The sequence below is a fragment of the Azospirillum isscasi genome (assembly GCF_030849505.1).
Taxonomy (GTDB): Bacteria; Pseudomonadota; Alphaproteobacteria; order Azospirillales; family Azospirillaceae; genus Azospirillum; species Azospirillum isscasi.
In genome coordinates, this window is sequence record NZ_JAUJFI010000044.1 from 1 (window position 1) to 17,441 (window position 17,441).

General features: G+C 70.6%; 3 protein-coding genes. 2 read left to right on the plus strand and 1 reads right to left on the minus strand.

From position 1 onward, the window contains the following. Positions 1-2,901, minus strand: a 2,901-nt coding sequence (locus QSG27_RS11425) for an ATP-binding protein (RefSeq protein ID WP_306706153.1), incomplete at its 3' end; no start/stop codon positions are given. Between the two features lie 509 nt (positions 2,902-3,410). Between QSG27_RS11425 and QSG27_RS11430 the strand changes: the two genes are divergently transcribed. Next, entirely contained in the window at positions 3,411-4,970 is a 1,560-nt protein-coding gene (locus QSG27_RS11430) for a ShlB/FhaC/HecB family hemolysin secretion/activation protein (protein WP_306706155.1), read from the plus strand. Between the two features lie 22 nt (positions 4,971-4,992). Further along, a partial coding sequence (locus QSG27_RS11435; protein ID WP_306706158.1) for a filamentous hemagglutinin N-terminal domain-containing protein occupies positions 4,993-17,441 on the plus strand: 12,449 nt, incomplete at its 3' end.

The following is a 17,441-nucleotide window of genomic DNA, read 5'->3' on the forward strand; positions in this document are numbered from 1 at the left end:
CCAGGTGACATGGGCGCCCGCCGCGAAGTCGGGCCGCCCGCTGTCCAGTCCCAGCCGGACGCTGCGCATGGCGATGGGCACCATCAGGTCGCGCCGCGCCACGAAGGAGGCCGTTCCCAGCACCGCCAGCAGGCGCAGGGCCAGCCGCCGCCGCGCCGTTTCCGTTCCGTCGGCGATGGGCGGCCGTGCCGGGCGGACGCCGTGCCGGACCATCGCCCACCAGCCCATGGCGAGATGGCGCAGCGCCGTCCAGCCGTTGCCGCGCTCCGGCACGGCCACGCCCAGGGCGCGCAGGGCGTCCAGCCCGATGGCCATGGCCCGGTGCGGATCGCCGCGCACCGTCGCGGCACCGACCAGAAAGAAGCGTGCCGGCACACCGTCCGCGGGGTCCCGCGCGTGGACCGCCAGGGTCTCCGCCAGCCGGTTGGCGCGGGCGTAGTCGCCCACCATGCAGGCGGCGCCCACCGCGGCCTCCGTCAGGTCCAGCATCAGCCGGTAATCGCTGCGCCAGCCCCCGTCTCCCAAGAAGGCGTCTCCCAAGAAGGCGTCGCCCAGGAAGGCCAGCCCGGCCTCCGCGCAGGCCAGGGCCGTTTCGAAAGCCGCCGAGTCCCCGGCCTGCCGCGCCGCGTCCAGGTTCAGCCGGGCCAGCCGGCGGCGTTCGGCGGGGTCGGTGACCAGACCGATCCCCTGGTTGACGTGTCCCGCCGCGTCGAACAGCCGCAAACCCGCTCCGCCGCGGTCCAGGAGGGCGCGCCCGATGGACAGGTGGGTGGCGGCGCATTCCTCCGGCGGGATCAGGGCGTAGGCGGCCTGCTGCACCTGATCGTGCAGGAACTCCCGGTCTTCGCCGCCGCCGGTGCGCAGCAGTTCGGCCTCCAGCGCGGGGTGCAGCGCCGCCGCCACCCGGTCCGCGGGTTCGCCCGCCGCTGCCGCCAGCGCCGCCATGGCGAAGCGGTTGCCGATGCAGGCCGCGAGGCCGAGCAGGCGCTGCGTTTCCGGCGGCAGGCGGCGCAGCCGGGCGACCATCAGCTCCACCACATTGGCGGTGCAGGCGTATCCGGCAACGGCGGGCAGGTCCCAGCGCCAGCCGCCCGCGGCGGAGTCCTGGACCGAGTCCTGGACCGAGTCCTGGGCCGAGTCCTGGGCGGCGTCGAAGGCGAGCAGTCCGGCCTCGTGCAGCGATTCCAGGAAGCGCGCCAGGAAGAAGGGGTTTCCGCCGGTCTTGTCGCGGCAGACGGCGGCAAGGCTGCGCACCGCCTCCGCCCCGGTGCCCAGCGCGTCGGCGAGCAGCCCGCAAACCGCCGCCTCGTCGAGCGGGCCGACACGCAGCCGGTCCACGGCGACGCCGGCCTCCTGCAGGGCGCCGATGGTCCGGTGCAGCGGATGGCCGGGCGGCGTCTCGTCCTCGCGGACGGCGCCGATGACCAGCAGATGCCCGGCGTCCGGATTGGCCAGAAGCGCCGCCAGCAGATCCAGCGACGGACCGTCCGCCCAGTGCAGGTCGTCCAGGAACAGCAGCAGGGGCCGGTCCGCGGTGGCCAGCGCCATGACGGCGTTCTGGACCGTGAACTGGAAGCGCAGCTCGCTTTCCGCCGGACCCAGCCGGGGCACCGCCGGCTGCTCGCCCAGCACCAGGGCGAAGGCCGGGATCAGTTCGGTGAGCACCGCCCCGTTGGACCCGACGGCGCGGGCCAGCGCCTCCCGCCGCTCCGCCAGCCGGTCCTCCGGCTTCGCCAGCAGATGGCGGGCGAGGCGGTCGAACGCCTGCACGAAGGCGGCGTAGGGGACGGAGCGCTTGTACTGGTCGAACTTGCCCTCGACGAACCGGGGCGCCGGGCTTCCGCCCCATTCCTCGGCGCCGGCTTGGCGCAGCTCCCGGACCAGCGCCGACTTGCCGGCGCCGGACGGTCCCTCGATCAGCAGAAGCCCGGTCCGGCCGGCGCCGGTCCGCCGGCAGGCGTCGCGCAGCCGGGCCGCCTGCTCCCCCCGCCCGTAGAGCCGGGCGGGGAGGCGCAGCCGCCCGCCGCGGTCCCGGCTGCCCAGCGGGAAGGGCGCCGGCTCCTCCCCCGCGGCCAGGGCGGACAGGCAGCGCTCCAGATCCGCCCGCAGGCCGTGGGCGCTCTGGTAGCGGTCCTCCGGGTCCTTGGCGAGCAGCTTCAGGATCACCTGCGAGACGGCGCGTGGAACGGTGGGGTCGATCCGGTCGGGAGGGTCGGGGGCGCGGGCGATGTGGCCGTGCACCACCGACAGCGTGTCCGACCCGTCGAAGGGCGGACGCCCGGCCAACAGCGTGTAGAGGGTGGCTCCCAGCCCGTAGAAATCGGCGCGCCAATCGACGCCGCGGTTCATCCGCCCGGTCTGTTCGGGAGCGATGAAGGCCGGCGTCCCTTCGTGTTCCGCCGCGTCCATCGCCTCGTCCGACCGGTCCGCCAAATCTGCGGCGATCCCGAAGTCGATCAGTTCGACCGCTCCGCTGTGCCGGTTCCAGACGATGTTGGACGGGCTCACGTCCTTGTGGACGATGTTGCGGGCGTGCAGCGCGCCGAGCGCCGAGGCGGCGGCGATGCCGATCCGCAGAATTTCGTCCACCCGCGGGCGCCCGGCCTCCAGCACGCGGTCCAGGCTTTCCCCGCCGCTGCTGCGCATGACCAGGGTCAGGCCGGCGCTGCTGTCCTCCAGGCCGAGCACCTCGACGATCCCCGGCGCGGCCATCCGGCGGGCCAGGGCGTACTCGCGGCGCAGGCGGGCCACGTCGGCGCTGTTGGGGCGTGGCCGCTCCAGCCGTTTCAGGACGATGGGCAGTCCATCGCTCAACCGCAACCCACGGTATATGCTGACCAGGGCGCCGTGGTGCAGCTTGTCCCCGATGGAATAATCCGAGGCGATAATCCTATCGGCCATGAACAACCCGCGGTTCTGCGCGCCTCCCCGTAAGGCTTTCATTTTATTCTGCATATCAAGGTATTCACAACGGTCGATTTGCGACGGAGCGGAAACGCGCGCTCCGGGTGCGCGCCGCCCGCACCGCGTCCGCGGCGCGTCTTCCCGCTTCGCAAATCTCGTGACAGAGACGTGAATGTTACAAATTCAGACAAACTAAGACTACCACCTACGCCAAAATCGTATGATAGAAATAGCTAGCTAAAATGGAGATCCGACGGGATCTTCGTTAACCAAAGGTTAGAAACGACCATCCGCGCGAAGGTAACGGTCCGATGAATATGTCCACCAAAGCCGCTTCTTCGATCTTTGGCCTCAGTAAAATTACGGATAAGAATGCAGCGTCTTGGTGGATGTGCTTTGCGGTTGGCGCCATTTTGGCGGGTGTGACCGGTCCCGTGCTCGCGCAACAGCTGCCAGCTCAGCTCCCCTCCGGTGCCGAGCCGCGTCCGGAGGCGCCGCGCCCGGTGATGCCGCTGCCCTCCGTGCCGGGCGGGGCCGTGACCGTGCCGAAGGCGCCCGCGGCGGAAGCGCCGGCGGGAGCCGAGAATTACCGTCTCAAGTTGCAGGCCGTCACGGTCGAAGGCGCCACCGCCTACAGCCAGGACAGCCTGAGGACCGCCTATCAGGACCTGCTGGGCCGCGAGGTGTCGGTGGCCGATCTGTTCAGGATCGCCAACGACATCGAGTTCCGCTACCGCAACGATGGCTTCATCACCAGCCGGGTCATCGTCCCGGCCCAGACGATCGAGGACGGCACCTTCCGCCTCCAGGTGGTCGAGGGCTTCGTATCCGACATCGTCTATCCCGACGACATCGGCCCGGCGCTGGTCGCGGTGAAGCGGCTGGTGGAGCCGTTGCGCGGCGTGAAGCCGGTCAACGTCGCCGACGTCGAGCGGCGCCTCCTCCTGGCGAACGACCTTGCCGGCCTGACCGTGCGGGCCAGCCTGGAACCGGCGCCGGACACGCTGGGCGCCTCGGTGGTCGTGGTGAAGACGGACCGCAAGGCGGTGGACGCCCTGCTGTCGGTCAGCAACCGCAACACGCCCTATCTCGGCACCGCCCAGACGACCGCGACGGCGGCGCTGAACTCCTTCGGGCCGAACGCCGACACGGTGAACCTCAGCGGACGGGTGTCCTCTCCGCTGTCACGGGCCTGGTCGGTCGGCGGCGGCTATCAGGCGCTGCTGACCGGCGACGGGCTGACCTTCTCGGCCAACGGTTCCTATTCCGAATCCCGGCCGGGCCTGACGCTCGACCCGCTGGACGTGGAAAGCTGGGTGGCGGCGGGCGTGGGGACGCTCAGCTATCCGGTGATCCGCTCGCGCCTGGAAAACCTGCGCGCGGTGGGCGAGTTCGAATACCGCGACGTGTCCACCGACATTTCCGGCGACCGCTTCAACCGCGACCGCCTGCGCATCCTGCGCGGCGGCTTCAGCTACGACCGCACCGACAACTGGGACGGCATCACCGCGGTGCGCGGCCTCGTCCACCAAGGGCTGGACATCCTCGACGCGTCAAAGCTGGGCTCCGCCTACGCATCGCGCGAGCGCGGGCGCAGCGACTTCACCAAGTTCACCGCCGACATCACCCGCGTGCAGCAGTTGCCGGCCAACTTCAGCGTCCTGGCGACCGCGACGGTGCAGGCCGCGGGCACGCCGCTGCTGGCCAGCGAGCAGATCGCGCTGGGCGGCCCGAGCTATGGCCGCGCCTTCGACGAGGGCGAGATTTCCGGCGACAACGGCTGGGCCGGGTCGCTGGAACTGCGCTACACGCCGGTCCTGCCGGACAACGCCTTCGCGCAGGGCGTCCAATTCTACGGCTTCATGGACGGCGGCGCGGTGTGGAACCGCTCCAGCCTGGAGCAGAACAGCCGCAATTCGCTGGTCTCCGTGGGCGGCGGCGTGCGCGCCAGCCTGGTGGAACGGCTGTTTGCGACGCTTGAGCTCGACAAGCCGCTGACCCGCCGCGTCGCGACCGAGGGCGACAAGGACATGCGGGTCTTCTTCAACATTTCGGCACAGTACTGAGCGGACCGGGGGGATACAGGGCATGGGCAAGGGCAACGTCACCAACACTCCCGGCATCACCGAAATTCCCGGCGCGCGCCGTCACCGCCAGACGCTGCGCCAACGGCTGCTGCTGTCGTCCGCGGCGGAGGCTCCCCAGCGCGGCGGCGGCGGCACCCGGCGCCAGCGCCGCGCGGCGAAGGCCCGGGGGGGCATCGACTTCGCCCGGCTGGCGCTGCGCAGCGTGATCGGCGTCGCCCTGTCCACCCTGTTCGCCGGCGCCGCCTACGCCAACCCCCTGGAGGGCACCGTCACCGCGGGCGCGGCGACCATCCAGTCGGCGACCCCGAAGTCGATGGAGATCCTCCAGTCCACCGACAAGGCGATCATCAACTGGAAATCCTTCAGCATCGACGCCGGTGAGAAGGTCACCTTCCAGCAGCCCTCGGCCTCCAGCGTCACGCTGAACCGGGTCACCGGCACCGACACCTCCAAGATCATGGGCAGCCTGTCGGCCAACGGCACGGTCATGCTGGTCAACCCCAACGGCGTAGTGATCGGCGCCGGGGCGAAGGTGGACGTCGGCGGGCTGGTGGCGACCACCGCCAACATCTCCGACGCCAACTTCATGGCGGGCAAGTACCAGTTCGACCAAGCCTCCGCCAAGCCGAACGCCATGGTGGTGAACGAGGGCGACATCACCGTCAAGGACAGCGGTCTGGCCGCCCTGGTCGCCCCGCACGTCCGCAACTCCGGCGTCATCCGGGCCAAGCTGGGCAAGGTCGCTCTCGGCGGCGCGGAGACCTTCACGCTCGATTTCCACGGCGACGGCCTGATCAGCTTCGACGCCAGCTCCGCCGTCAAGACGGTGGCGAAGGACGCCGACGGCAAGCCGGTGGCGGCGCTGGTCGTCAATTCCGGCGAGATCGCCGCGGAGGGCGGCAGCGTCACCCTGTCGGCGCGCGCCGTGAAAGGCGTGATCGACAACGTCATCAACACCGACGGCGTCATCAAGGCCACCTCGGTCGGCAGCGCCAACGGCAAGATCGTCCTGTCCGGCGGCGACAACGGCACGGTCGCCATCGGCGGCACCGTCGACGCCAGCGGGCGCGGGGACGGGCAGACCGGCGGCACCGTCGTCGCCACCGGCGCCGAGATCGCCGTGAAGAGGAACGCCCGCGTCGACGCCTCCGGCAGCAAGGGCGGCGGCGAAGTCGCCATCGGCAGCCGGACGGGCCGTTCCGGCACCTGGTCGGACAAGGTGACGGTGGAGGCCGGGGCCACCCTGTCCGCCGACGCCGTGAAGTCCGGCAAGGGCGGCAGCGTGACCGTGCTGTCGCAGAAAAGCACAAGGCACGCCGGTAAAATCTCCGCCCGCGGCGGTGCGGAGGGCGGCGACGGCGGCTTCGCCGAGGTGTCCAGCCACAAGGACATCACGCTGACCGGCAGCGTGGACCTGACCGCGCCCAAGGGGGCGGCGGGCGTCTTCCTGCTCGACCCGGAAAGCCTGCGCATCGTCGGTTCCACCGGCGGCAGCCAGGATGGCGCCGCGACGGACGGCACGATCGGCGTCAACGACCCGAACCTGGGCGGCGGCGGCAACGTCAACACCGTCTCGAAGGGCGTGCTGGAGAGCATCGCCGGCAACGCCAACATCGTGCTGGAGGCGTCGGGCCAGATCACGGTGGAGACCAGCCTCGATCTCCAGACCACGGCGGGCCATGGCTTCACCCTGCGCTCGCTGACCAGCGGCGGCATCGCCTTCAACGACGCCAGCCACGAGATCCGCACCAACGGCGGCGACATCGTGCTGGAGGCCAACGGGCTGTCCAGCAGCCTGTCCAGCATCGGCAAGCTGACGACCCGCGGCGGCTCGGTCCGGCTGTCGGCCACCGGCGGCGTCCAACTCGCCAACCTGATCGACACCACCCCCACCACGGGGGCCGCCGGGGCGGTGTCCGTGCGCGCGCTGGGCGGCAGCATCACCGCGGCGGGTGCCGCGAAGATCGTCGGCGGCGCGGTCGCCCTGACCGCGGGCATCGACATCGGCGCCAGCGGCGCGGCGATCTCGACCAGCAGCAGCCGGCTCTCCCTGGTCACGGGCGGCAGCCTGTTCGTCGCCAACGACCGGACGCTGACCGACCTGTCCGTCACCAGCACCCACGGCGCGGCGGGGGGCAACAGCCAGTTCGGCCTGACCTCCACGGGCCTGAGCTTCGCGGTCACCGACGCGGCGGGCGGCTACACGCTCGACACCGTCACCCAGGCCGGCGGCCTGACCAGCTTCAGCTTCAGCGGCGACCGCAGCATCCAGGTCGGCACGGTCAACGCCGGCCCGGGCGCCGTCGCGCTGACCAGCACCGCCGGCGACATCACCGGCGGCGGCACGGGCCTGCTGACCGGCGGCACGCTGACGCTGGCCGCCCGCGGCTCGTCGGGCACCAACGGCGCCATCGGCACCGCGTCGCAGGCGCTGAACACCACCGTCACCAGCCTGACCGCCGCGTCGGGCAGCGGCGGTGTCTTTGTCTCCAACACCGGCGCCCTGGCCCTGACCGGGCTGACCACCGGCGGCGGCGCCACCGTCTCCGCCACCGGCAGCCTGACGGTGGGCGCGGTGCGCAGCGGCGGCGCGTTGACCCTGACCAGCGGCGGCGGCAGCATCCTGAACGACGCCGACCCCGCAACCACGATCAACGCCTCCAGCCTTTCCCTGAACGCCGCCGGCAGCATCGGCACCAGCGGCGCGGCCCTGACCACCGGGGCCACCAGCATCAACGCGGCCTCCGGCGCCGGCGGCGTCTTCCTGACCGCGTCGGGCTCGGCGGCGCTCGGCTCCATCGTCTCGACCAGCGGCGACATCGCGATCGCCACCGGCGGCACCACCACCATCGGGGAGATCACCAGCGCCAACGGCACCAGCAACATCACCGTCACGGCGAACGGCGTGTCCTCCGCCATCACCGCCTCCACGGTGAACGCGGGCGCCAACGGCAACGTCACCCTGACCACCGCCAACGGCGACGTCACCGCCTCGTCCGGGCCGGGGATCACCGGCAACAACGTGACCATCGCCGCCGGAGGCGCCTCCTCCACCGTCACCGTCAAGACGGCGGCCAAGACGCTGACGGTTTCCAACGGCACGGGCATCGTCGGCATCACCCAGACCGGCGCGGTGACCCTGGACAGCATCGTCTCCTCCGGAAGCGCCGTGTCGGTCACCGTCGGCGGCGGCGACGTCACGGTCGGGACGGTGAAGGCGGCGAGCTTCGGCCTGATCTCCCTGACGGCGTCCGATGGCGCCATCAAGGGGAAGGACGCCAGCAACCTCCTGTCGGCGGGCGCCGTCACCCTGGGCGCGGGCGGCGCCATCGGCACCGCGGCCACCCATGTGCGCACCGCCACGCCCGTGCTGGCGCTGACCGGCGTCGGCGACCTGTATGTCGACAATGTCGGCACGATCCTGACCAGCCTGACCATCGACAACCGGCATGCCGGCACCACCGCCAACACGCTGCAGCTTACCTCCGACTATTTCAACTTCACGGCCAGCGACAACGGCACCACCACCGTCCTGGAAGCGCTCGGCAGCCCGAAGCTGAGCACCCTCAAGGTCACCAGCGACGCCACGTTGGTCGTCGGCGATCTGGCGACGGTGGGCATCGGGGGCACGGTCACGCTGACCTCCACCGCCGGCAGCATCCTGGACGACGGCAACACGAACACGCGGCTGAACGCCGACACCGTGACGCTGAGCGCCGCGACCGGCAACCTGGGCTCCGCCGCCGCCCCGCTGGCCCTCAACGCCACGAAGCTGACGCTGACCACCCGCGGCGACCTGCACCTCACCAACCTGTCCGACGTGGCGGCGCTGAGCATCACCAGCGCACACACGGACGCCACGGTGGTGAACAGCTATTCCATCACCGCGCCGAACCTCGCCTTCAGCCTGACCGACGACGCCACCAACGGCTATCTGCTGAGCACGCTGGTGGACACCACCGGCCTGATCTTCGCCTTCAAAGGCGACCGCGACATCCGGCTGGGCCGGGTCGATCTGACCGACGCGCCGGGCATCCTCCCCCCCACCGGCCCGGCGTCCGGCACGGCTTACAGCGTCGCCCGCTTCGAGACGACGAACGGGTCGATCCTGGACGACGGATCGAAGACCACGGCGGTGCTGGCCGGGGCGGTCAGCCTGACCGCCAGCAAGGCCATCGGCAGCGGCACCGGGACCGAGCATCTCGACGTCATCACCCCGGTCCTGGATGCCAAGGCGTCGGACGGCGGCATCTACGTCACCCTGCCGACCTCGGTCGGCATCGCCAACCAGAAGAACCTCGTCACGCTGGGCGGCAGCGTCTTCAGCGCCGGCTCCAACCCCATCGTGGTGACGGCGACCTGGAGCGACATCGCCTTCGGTTCCAACTTCACCTCCAGCGGCACCGGCAACATCACGGTGACGGCGACCCACGGGTCGATCCTGAACCCGAGCAGCGCCACCCTGCGCAGCGGTTCCTCGGGCACGCTGACCCTGACCGCCGGGAAGGACATCGGCTCCTCCACCAACGCGCTGAGCGCCAGCGCCGGGACGGTCACGGCCACCGCCGGCGGTTCGGTGTGGCTCAGCCTCGGCTCCGGCGCGACCACGCTGAACAGCCTGACGGCGGGCGGCGACATCACCGTCGGGAAGTCCAGCGGCACCATGACCGTCGGATCGGTGAACGCCAACGGCGGCACCGGAACGGTCACCCTGTCGAACACCAGCGGCAGCATCCAGGGCGATTCGGACAGCACGACCGTCATCGCCGCCGGCAAGGTGATCCTGAGCGCCACCGGAAGCGTCGGCGGCACCAGCGCGCTGAACCTGACGACGGCGAACCTGTCGATCACGGCGGGTGGGTCCATCGGCATCACCGACACGGTGGCGCTGACCGACCTGAGCCTGACGCGGGGCAGCTACTCCGGCGGCTCCATCGCGATCAGCACGGTGACCGGGCAGGTCTTCACCCTGTCCGACAGCTCGTCCCAGTCCTACGTCCAGACGGTCACCAGCACCGCCCCGCTGAACTTCACCTTCGAAGCCCCGCGGGAGGTCAAGGTCGGCACCGTCAATGTCGGGGCCGGCGGCCGCGTCGCCATCACCTCGTCCGGTTCCATCGTCAACAACGGCTCCGGCGGCAAGATCACCGCGGGCACGGTGTCGCTGACGGCGGGGACCTCCAACTCCATCGGCGCATCCGGCACCGGCAACGCCATCAGCCTCGACACGGCGGACCTGACGGTGACCGCCGGGCGCAACATCCATGTCAACAACAACGGACGCGCCCTGAGCAGCCTGGCGGTCGTCAGCACGAACAGCACCACGACCAGCACGGACAAGAGCATCTTTGCGATCGCCGGAACCGGGACCCAGACCTACACGCTGAGCGACAGCGGCACCGTGAACTCCATCGACGTTACCGGCGCGAACAACAGCAACTTCAGCTTCACCGGCAAGAAGCACATCTCGGTCTCCGAAATCGTCACCACCGGCGGAACGGTCAGCCTGGCCACCGCGGGCGGCGGCGTGAATTCGACGATCACCCTCTCGGGCGGTGGAACCATCCTCGCGTCCGCCGTCACCCTGTCGGCCAACGGCAGCGGGACCGGCGGCGGGTCGATCGGCTCCAGCGAGCGGGCGATGAAGCTGGCCGCCTCGTCGCTGACGGTGGTGAGCAACGGCGACATCTACATCAACAACAGTAACACCGCCCTGACCTCGCTGGACGTGACGATCACGCACAAGTCGGGCAGCGACGGCGGCACCTACCAGTTCAACGCCCTCGGCGCCAACCGCAGCTTCACGGTGTCGGAGAGCAGCGGCGTCCAGACGCTGACGCTGGGCACGCCGTCCAGCGGCACCAACCCCTGGATGAACCTGCGCTACAGCGTGGACCGCGCCATCCTGGTCGGCTCCATGGACGCCGGGACCAGCACGACCGGGTCGGTGACGCTGATTTCCAGCGGGGCGGCCACCGCCAGCTCGCCGTCCATCAACGGGTCGGGGACGATCACGGCGGGACAGGTGTCACTGACCGCCACCGGCACCAACAGCAACGTCGGCGGCTCCACCGCGGTGCAGACCAGCACGACGAAGCTGGCCATCACGTCCGGCGGCAATGTTTCGGTCAACAACAGCGCCACGCTGACCGAGTTGACGCTGGATTCCCGGCACAGCAAATCCGCCACCGACAACGCCAACACATACTCCATCGTCTCGAACGGCCTGACCGCCTCCTTCAGCGATTCGAAGGATACCGGTCTGACGGTGACGAACGTCACCCAGAGCGGGCTGAAGCTGAAGATCAGCAACGACAAGCAGATGCGGATCACCAAGATCGACGTCGGGTCCACCGGCACGGTCGATCTGGCGGCCGGCACCAACGCGATCAACGCCACGACCACCGGCACCGCCGTGGTCGTCGCCGACAGCCTGACGCTGACGGCATCGTCGGTCGGCAACACCCGCGACGGCGATTACCGGTTCTATTCCCAGGTCAACACGCTGACGACCAAGCTGACCGGTTCGCTGAAACTCGGCAACTCCGGCACGCTGACGCTGAAGGACGTGTCCGCCGGCTCGTCGGCGGACATCCAGGTGACCAACAGCGGATCGCTCCTCCAGAGCGGAACCGCGCCGCTGCGCGCGGACAGCGTGACGCTGAAGGTCGAGGGCGGGTCCATCGGCGCGTCCGGCACGCCGCTGCTGACCGAGACGCAGACCCTGGACGTGACCGCGGGGCGCAACGTCCGTTTGACCAACAGCGCCGACCTGTTCGCCCTGACCCTGGACGCGAAGCATGGCTCGACCGGCACGCAGAACGTCTACGACATCCGGTCCGAAGGGTTGAGCTTCGCGCTGACCGACAACGGCTCCGGCAGCCTGTACACCCTGTCCAATGTCGTGGACCAGAGCGGCATCGACTTCTCCTTCAAGAGCGACGTCGGTGTGGTGCTGGGGACGGTCAAGGCCGGCGAAGGCCGCCGGCTGACCGTCGAGACCACCGGCACCGGCAAAAACATCTCCAGCAACGGCAGCTCCCTGCTGACCGCCGGCACGGTCACCCTCACCTCGACCGGGGCCATCGGCGCCGCCGGCGCGTCGGCCAACCACATCGTGACGATGGCCGACAGGCTGGTCCTGTCCACGGCGACGGATGCCTTCGTGGACAACAACCGGGATCTGGCCGCGCTGTCGCTGACCAGCAACCGGACGACGGGCGCCGGCTCCTATCAGATCACCGCGCCGGAACTCACCTTCACCGTGACGGACGACGGCACCACCACGACGGTGAGCGAGCTGACCGACGTCACGGGTCTGAACCTCAAGCTGGACACCAAGCACGCCCTGTCCATCGGCACGCTCAACGTGCAGAGCTGGGGCATCGCCGACCTGACCAGCGGCGCGGGCATCCTCGGCGCCGCGTCGGCGACGGCGGGCAACCCGGCCAACCGCATCACCGCGGGCACCGCGACCCTCACCGCCAAGGAAGGAGCCATCGGCTCCTCCGGCAACAAGATCCACCTGTCGGCGTCGTCCGCGGCCTTCAACGTGACCGGCGACCTCTACGTCGAATCCGACACCCGCATCGGCACGCTGGCCCTCAAGAGCACCTCGTCGACCGTCAGCAACCGCACCTACAGCCTGACCTCGGCCAATCCGTCGGGCGGGGCCGTCGCGCTCATCGGCGCCGCGAGCGGCACTCAGACGTTGCTGGCCACGCTGACCGACGGCAGCGGCCTGCGGTTCTCCGCCGAGAGCCACAACAAGATCGTCGTCGGCGGGCTGGACGTCGGCAAGACCGGCATGATCTCCCTGACCGCATCCCAGGGCATCGTCGGGACCGGCGCTCCGAACCTCAAGATCAACGCCGGCGTCGCGACCTTGACCGCTTCCAGCGGCGTGGTGGGCGCGAACGGGGGTGAGTTCATCAACATCACCACCGGCAACCTGAAGGTGTCCGCCAACAACGGCGCCGTGATCACCCTGCATGGTTCGACGGTCATCGACAGCATGACGCTGGGCGGCCCGCTGTTCCTGACGAATTCCACCGGCGACATCGCTCTGGGCGCGATCGACCTGGGCAACGCCAACGCGACCATCAGCAACCAGGGCGGCTCGATCCTCAGCGGCACGTTGAGCAACGCCAATCTGGTTACGCTGGAGGCGAGCGGGTCCATCGGCAACGTCACCGCCATTGCGACAAGCGCCGGCACGGGCGGCACCACCACAGTGTCCGCCACCGCCGCCGGCAGCATCGCGGTGAGTGAAGCCAAGTCCCTGACCGCGCAATCCGTGGTCAGCAGCGGCGGCGGCGCCATCACGCTGTCCACCGGCACCAACGCGACGGGCAACCTGACCGCCGGCACCGTCACCACCACCGGCGCGGTGTCGCTGACCAGCGGCAACGGCAACATCCTCGCCGGCAGCGGCAATCTGGTGACCGGTGCAAGCGTCCTGCTGTCCGCCGTCAAGGGTTCCATCGCCGACACGGGCTCCACGCTCAACGTCGCGACCACCGACCTGACGCTGAAGACGCCGGGCGCCTTCAAGGTGGCCGACACGCTCGACCTCGCCAAGCTGAGCATCGACCGCACGCCGTCCACCGGCACGTCCACCTCCGGCACGATGAGCCTGACGGCTGCCAACCTGAGCTGGAACGTCACGGACAGCAGCGGCACCACCACCTTTACGACGCTGACCGACAGCACCGGCCTGGACTTCACCTTCAAGGCGCCGGGGGCGATCGCGGTCGGCACGGTGAACACCGGCGCCGCCAGCACGGTCAGCCTGACGGCGACGGGCAACGGCACGACCGCCGGCAACATCACGGCGCTGAACGGCTCGTCCACCATCACCGCCGAGTCCCTGACCCTGGATGCGCAGAAGAAGACCAACGAACAGACCAGCAGCAGCGCCATCGGCAGCAACGGGACGGCGTTGGGTCTGAACGTTTCCAACCTGTCGGCCACCAGCGGCTCCGGCGGCCTGTTCGTGAAGAACGCGGGCGCGCTGAACCTCGGCTCGATCTCCACGGGCGGCGCCCTGACGGCGACCGCCACCACCGGCGACCTGACCATCGGCAGCCTGTCCTACGACACCGCCAAGGCGCTGACCCTGACGGCGACGGCGGGCCGGATCGTCTCCGGCGGCACCGCCAGCCTGACCATCGGCAACGGCAACGCCACGCTGACGGCGGGGGCCGGCATCGGGACGGCCCAGTCCGGGCTGAAGGTCTCGGCCTCCGGCACCGGGTCGCTGACCACCAACGTCACGGGCACGGGCGGCGTCCATCTCGACGTGTCCGGCCAGCTCACGGGCGGGCTGAACGCCACGGTCGCCAACGGTCCGGTGGTGGTGTCCAGCAGCGGCAACATCACGCTGTCCAATGTCTCCATCGTCACCGACGCGGAGGGCAACTCGATCAGCGTGACCGCCACCGGCGGCTCCATCACCGCCGGCACGGTGGCGGCGGGCGCCGCGAACGGCACCGTCACGCTGAGCGCCACCGGCATCGGCGGCAAGATCCTGGCCGCCACCGGCGGCTCCGAGATCACCGGCAAGACGGTCCTGCTGAACGGTGCCGGCGGCATCGGCACCTCCTCGGCCCGCGTCGGAGTCGGCGGCGCCCAGGTGCAGGTGAGCGGCGGGTCGGGCGACATCCATCTGGGCACGTCCGGCGCCACCACGCTGGCCTACGCCGCGACGACCGGCGGCAAGATCGACGTGCTGGCCGGCGACCGCCTCCAGGTGGTCAGCGCCGGCACGGGCGGCGGGGCGATCACCATCGCCTCCACCGCCGCGGATGCCGACATCGTCGTCGGCAGCATCAACGCCGGCACCGGTGCGGTCACCGTCAGCTCCACCGGGGGCGCCATTCGCGAGGACGGCGTTCCGGAGACGCGGATCGTCGGCGGTTCGGTGTCGCTGACCGGCGCCAAGGGGGTCGGCACCGCCACGGCGGCGATGCAGACCACGACCGGCAGCCTGGCCCTGTCCAGCAGCGCCGGAAGCATCCACGTGACCGACGCCACCAGCAACGGCGTCACCGTCACGTCGGCCAGCGCGTCCGGCGGCTCGGTCACCATCGCCTCCGCCGGCACCATGACGGTGCAGTCGGTGTCGGCCAGCACCACCAACGGCACGGTCGCCCTGACCGCCGCCGGGTCCATCCTGGGCAGCGGCGGGGGCACCCATGTGACGGGCCATTCGGCCAGCCTGACCGCCACCGGCGGCGACATCGGCACCGTCACGAACGCCGCCACCGGCGCCGGCACGCCGCTCAAGATGAACGTGTCCAATCTGACCGGCCTGACCGCCACCGGCGCCACGCCGGTCATCTCGGTGGACAACGTCAACACGGCCGCGCTGACACTGGGCAACAACCTCGTCACGCTGGGGACGGGCGGTTCCGCCTACATCCGGACGGCGGGCAACCTGGACGCCAGCGCCGGCCTGTCCATGTCCAGCGGCAACCTGCTGCTCCAGTCCGGCGGGACGCTGACCCTGCCGACCGCGGCGATCAACCTCGGCGCGGGCGCGCTGATGCTGAAGGGCACCACCGACGTGGTGGCCGCCGGCGCCTCGCCGCGGTCGCTGACGATCACCGCGGCCTCGCTGATCTTCGCCAGCGGGTCCAGCGGCGGCGACACCACCCTCAACACCACGGTCGGCACCATCGACGCCAGCCTGACCGGCTCCGGCAAGAACCTGACCGTCAGCAACACCGGCACCCTGACGGCGGCGACCCTCAGCGCCAGCGGCACCGTCACCGCCACCAGCAGCACCGGCATGACCGCGACCTCGGTGACCGGCGTCGGCACGGTCAGCCTGACCGCGACGGCGGGCGACCTGACGGTCGGCACGGTCAACGCCGGCGCGAGCGGCGTCATCAATCTGTCGGCGGCGGGCGGCAGCCTGCTGACCGGCAACGGCACCAGCCTGACCGGCGGCACCCTGAACCTGACCTCCGGCACCGGGATCGGGACCAGCGCCAACGCCTTCACCAGCTCCATCGCCAACATCTCGGCGACGGTGACCGGGACGGGCGGAATCCATCTGGCCGGCACCAGCTTCGCCCTGGGCAACCTCTCGACCGCGAACGGCGACATCGCCGTCACCGCCACCGGCGCCATCACCGACGGCAACGCCACCACCGGCATCACCGCCGGGGGCAGCGGCGCCATCGCCCTGACCTCGACGGGCGGTGCGGTCACCCTGACCAAGGCGGTGAGCAGCACCGGTCCGGACGGCACCCGGGCCAGCGTGACGGTGCAGGGCACCTCGATCGGCGTCGCCAACGTCACCACCACCGGCACGCAGACCTACACCGGCAACACCACCCTGTCCGGCGCGCTGTCCGGCAAGGCGGTGACGGTCACCGGCACCTTGACCCTGGCCGGCGCCAACCGGACGGTGACTGCGACCGGCGGCGACCTGTCGGTGACCGGCACGCTGAACGGCGGCGGGTTCGGAGCGACGCTGAGCGCCGCGCAGGGCGGCGTGACGCTGGGCGGTGCGGCCAGCAACCTGTCCTCGCTGTCGGTCACCGCGAACACCATCGGCCTGCACGACGTGACGACGGCGGGGGCGCAGACCTACACCGGCGCGGCAAGCCTCCAGGGCACTTACGCCACCGGCAACGGCGCCTTCAGCGTGACCGGCGCCACGTCGCTGGCGGGTGACGCCACGGTGAGCGCCGGCAGCGGTGCCGTCACCTTCGCCGGCACGGTGAACGGCGCCCGCGCGCTGACGGTGAACAGCAGCGGCGCCACCACCTTCACCGGCGCGGTGGGCGGCACGGCGGCGCTCACCAGCCTGACCACGGACACGGGCGGCACCAGCAGCCTGAAGTCGGTGGCGACCACGGGCGCCCAGAGCTATGGCGACAGCGTCACCTTGGACGGCACCTACGCCACCGGCAACGGCGCCTTCGGCGTGGCGGGCACCACCACCCTCTCCGGCACCACGACGGTGAATGCCGGCAGCGGCGCCATCACCTTCACCGGCGCGGTGAACGGCGCCCAGGCCCTGACCGTCAACGGCAGCGGCGCCACCACCTTCACCGCCGCGGTGGGCGGCACGACGGCGCTCGCCAGCCTGACCACGGACGCGGGCGGCACGACGAGCCTGCGCAACGTCACCACCACGGGCATCCAGACCTACAACGACGCGGTGACGCTCAACGGCACCTACAGCACCGGCAGCGGCGCCTTCACCGCCAACGGAGCGGTGACGCTGGGCGGCGACACGACGGTGAACGGCGGAGCCGCCACCTTCACCGGCGCGGTGGACGGCGCCTACGCGCTGGCGGTCAACAACAAGGGCGCGACGCAGTTCACCGGCGCGGTGGGCGGCACGGCGGCGCTCGCCAGCCTGACCACGGACGCGGGCGGCACGACGAGCCTGCGCAACGTCACCACCACGGGGGCGCAGACCTACAACGACGC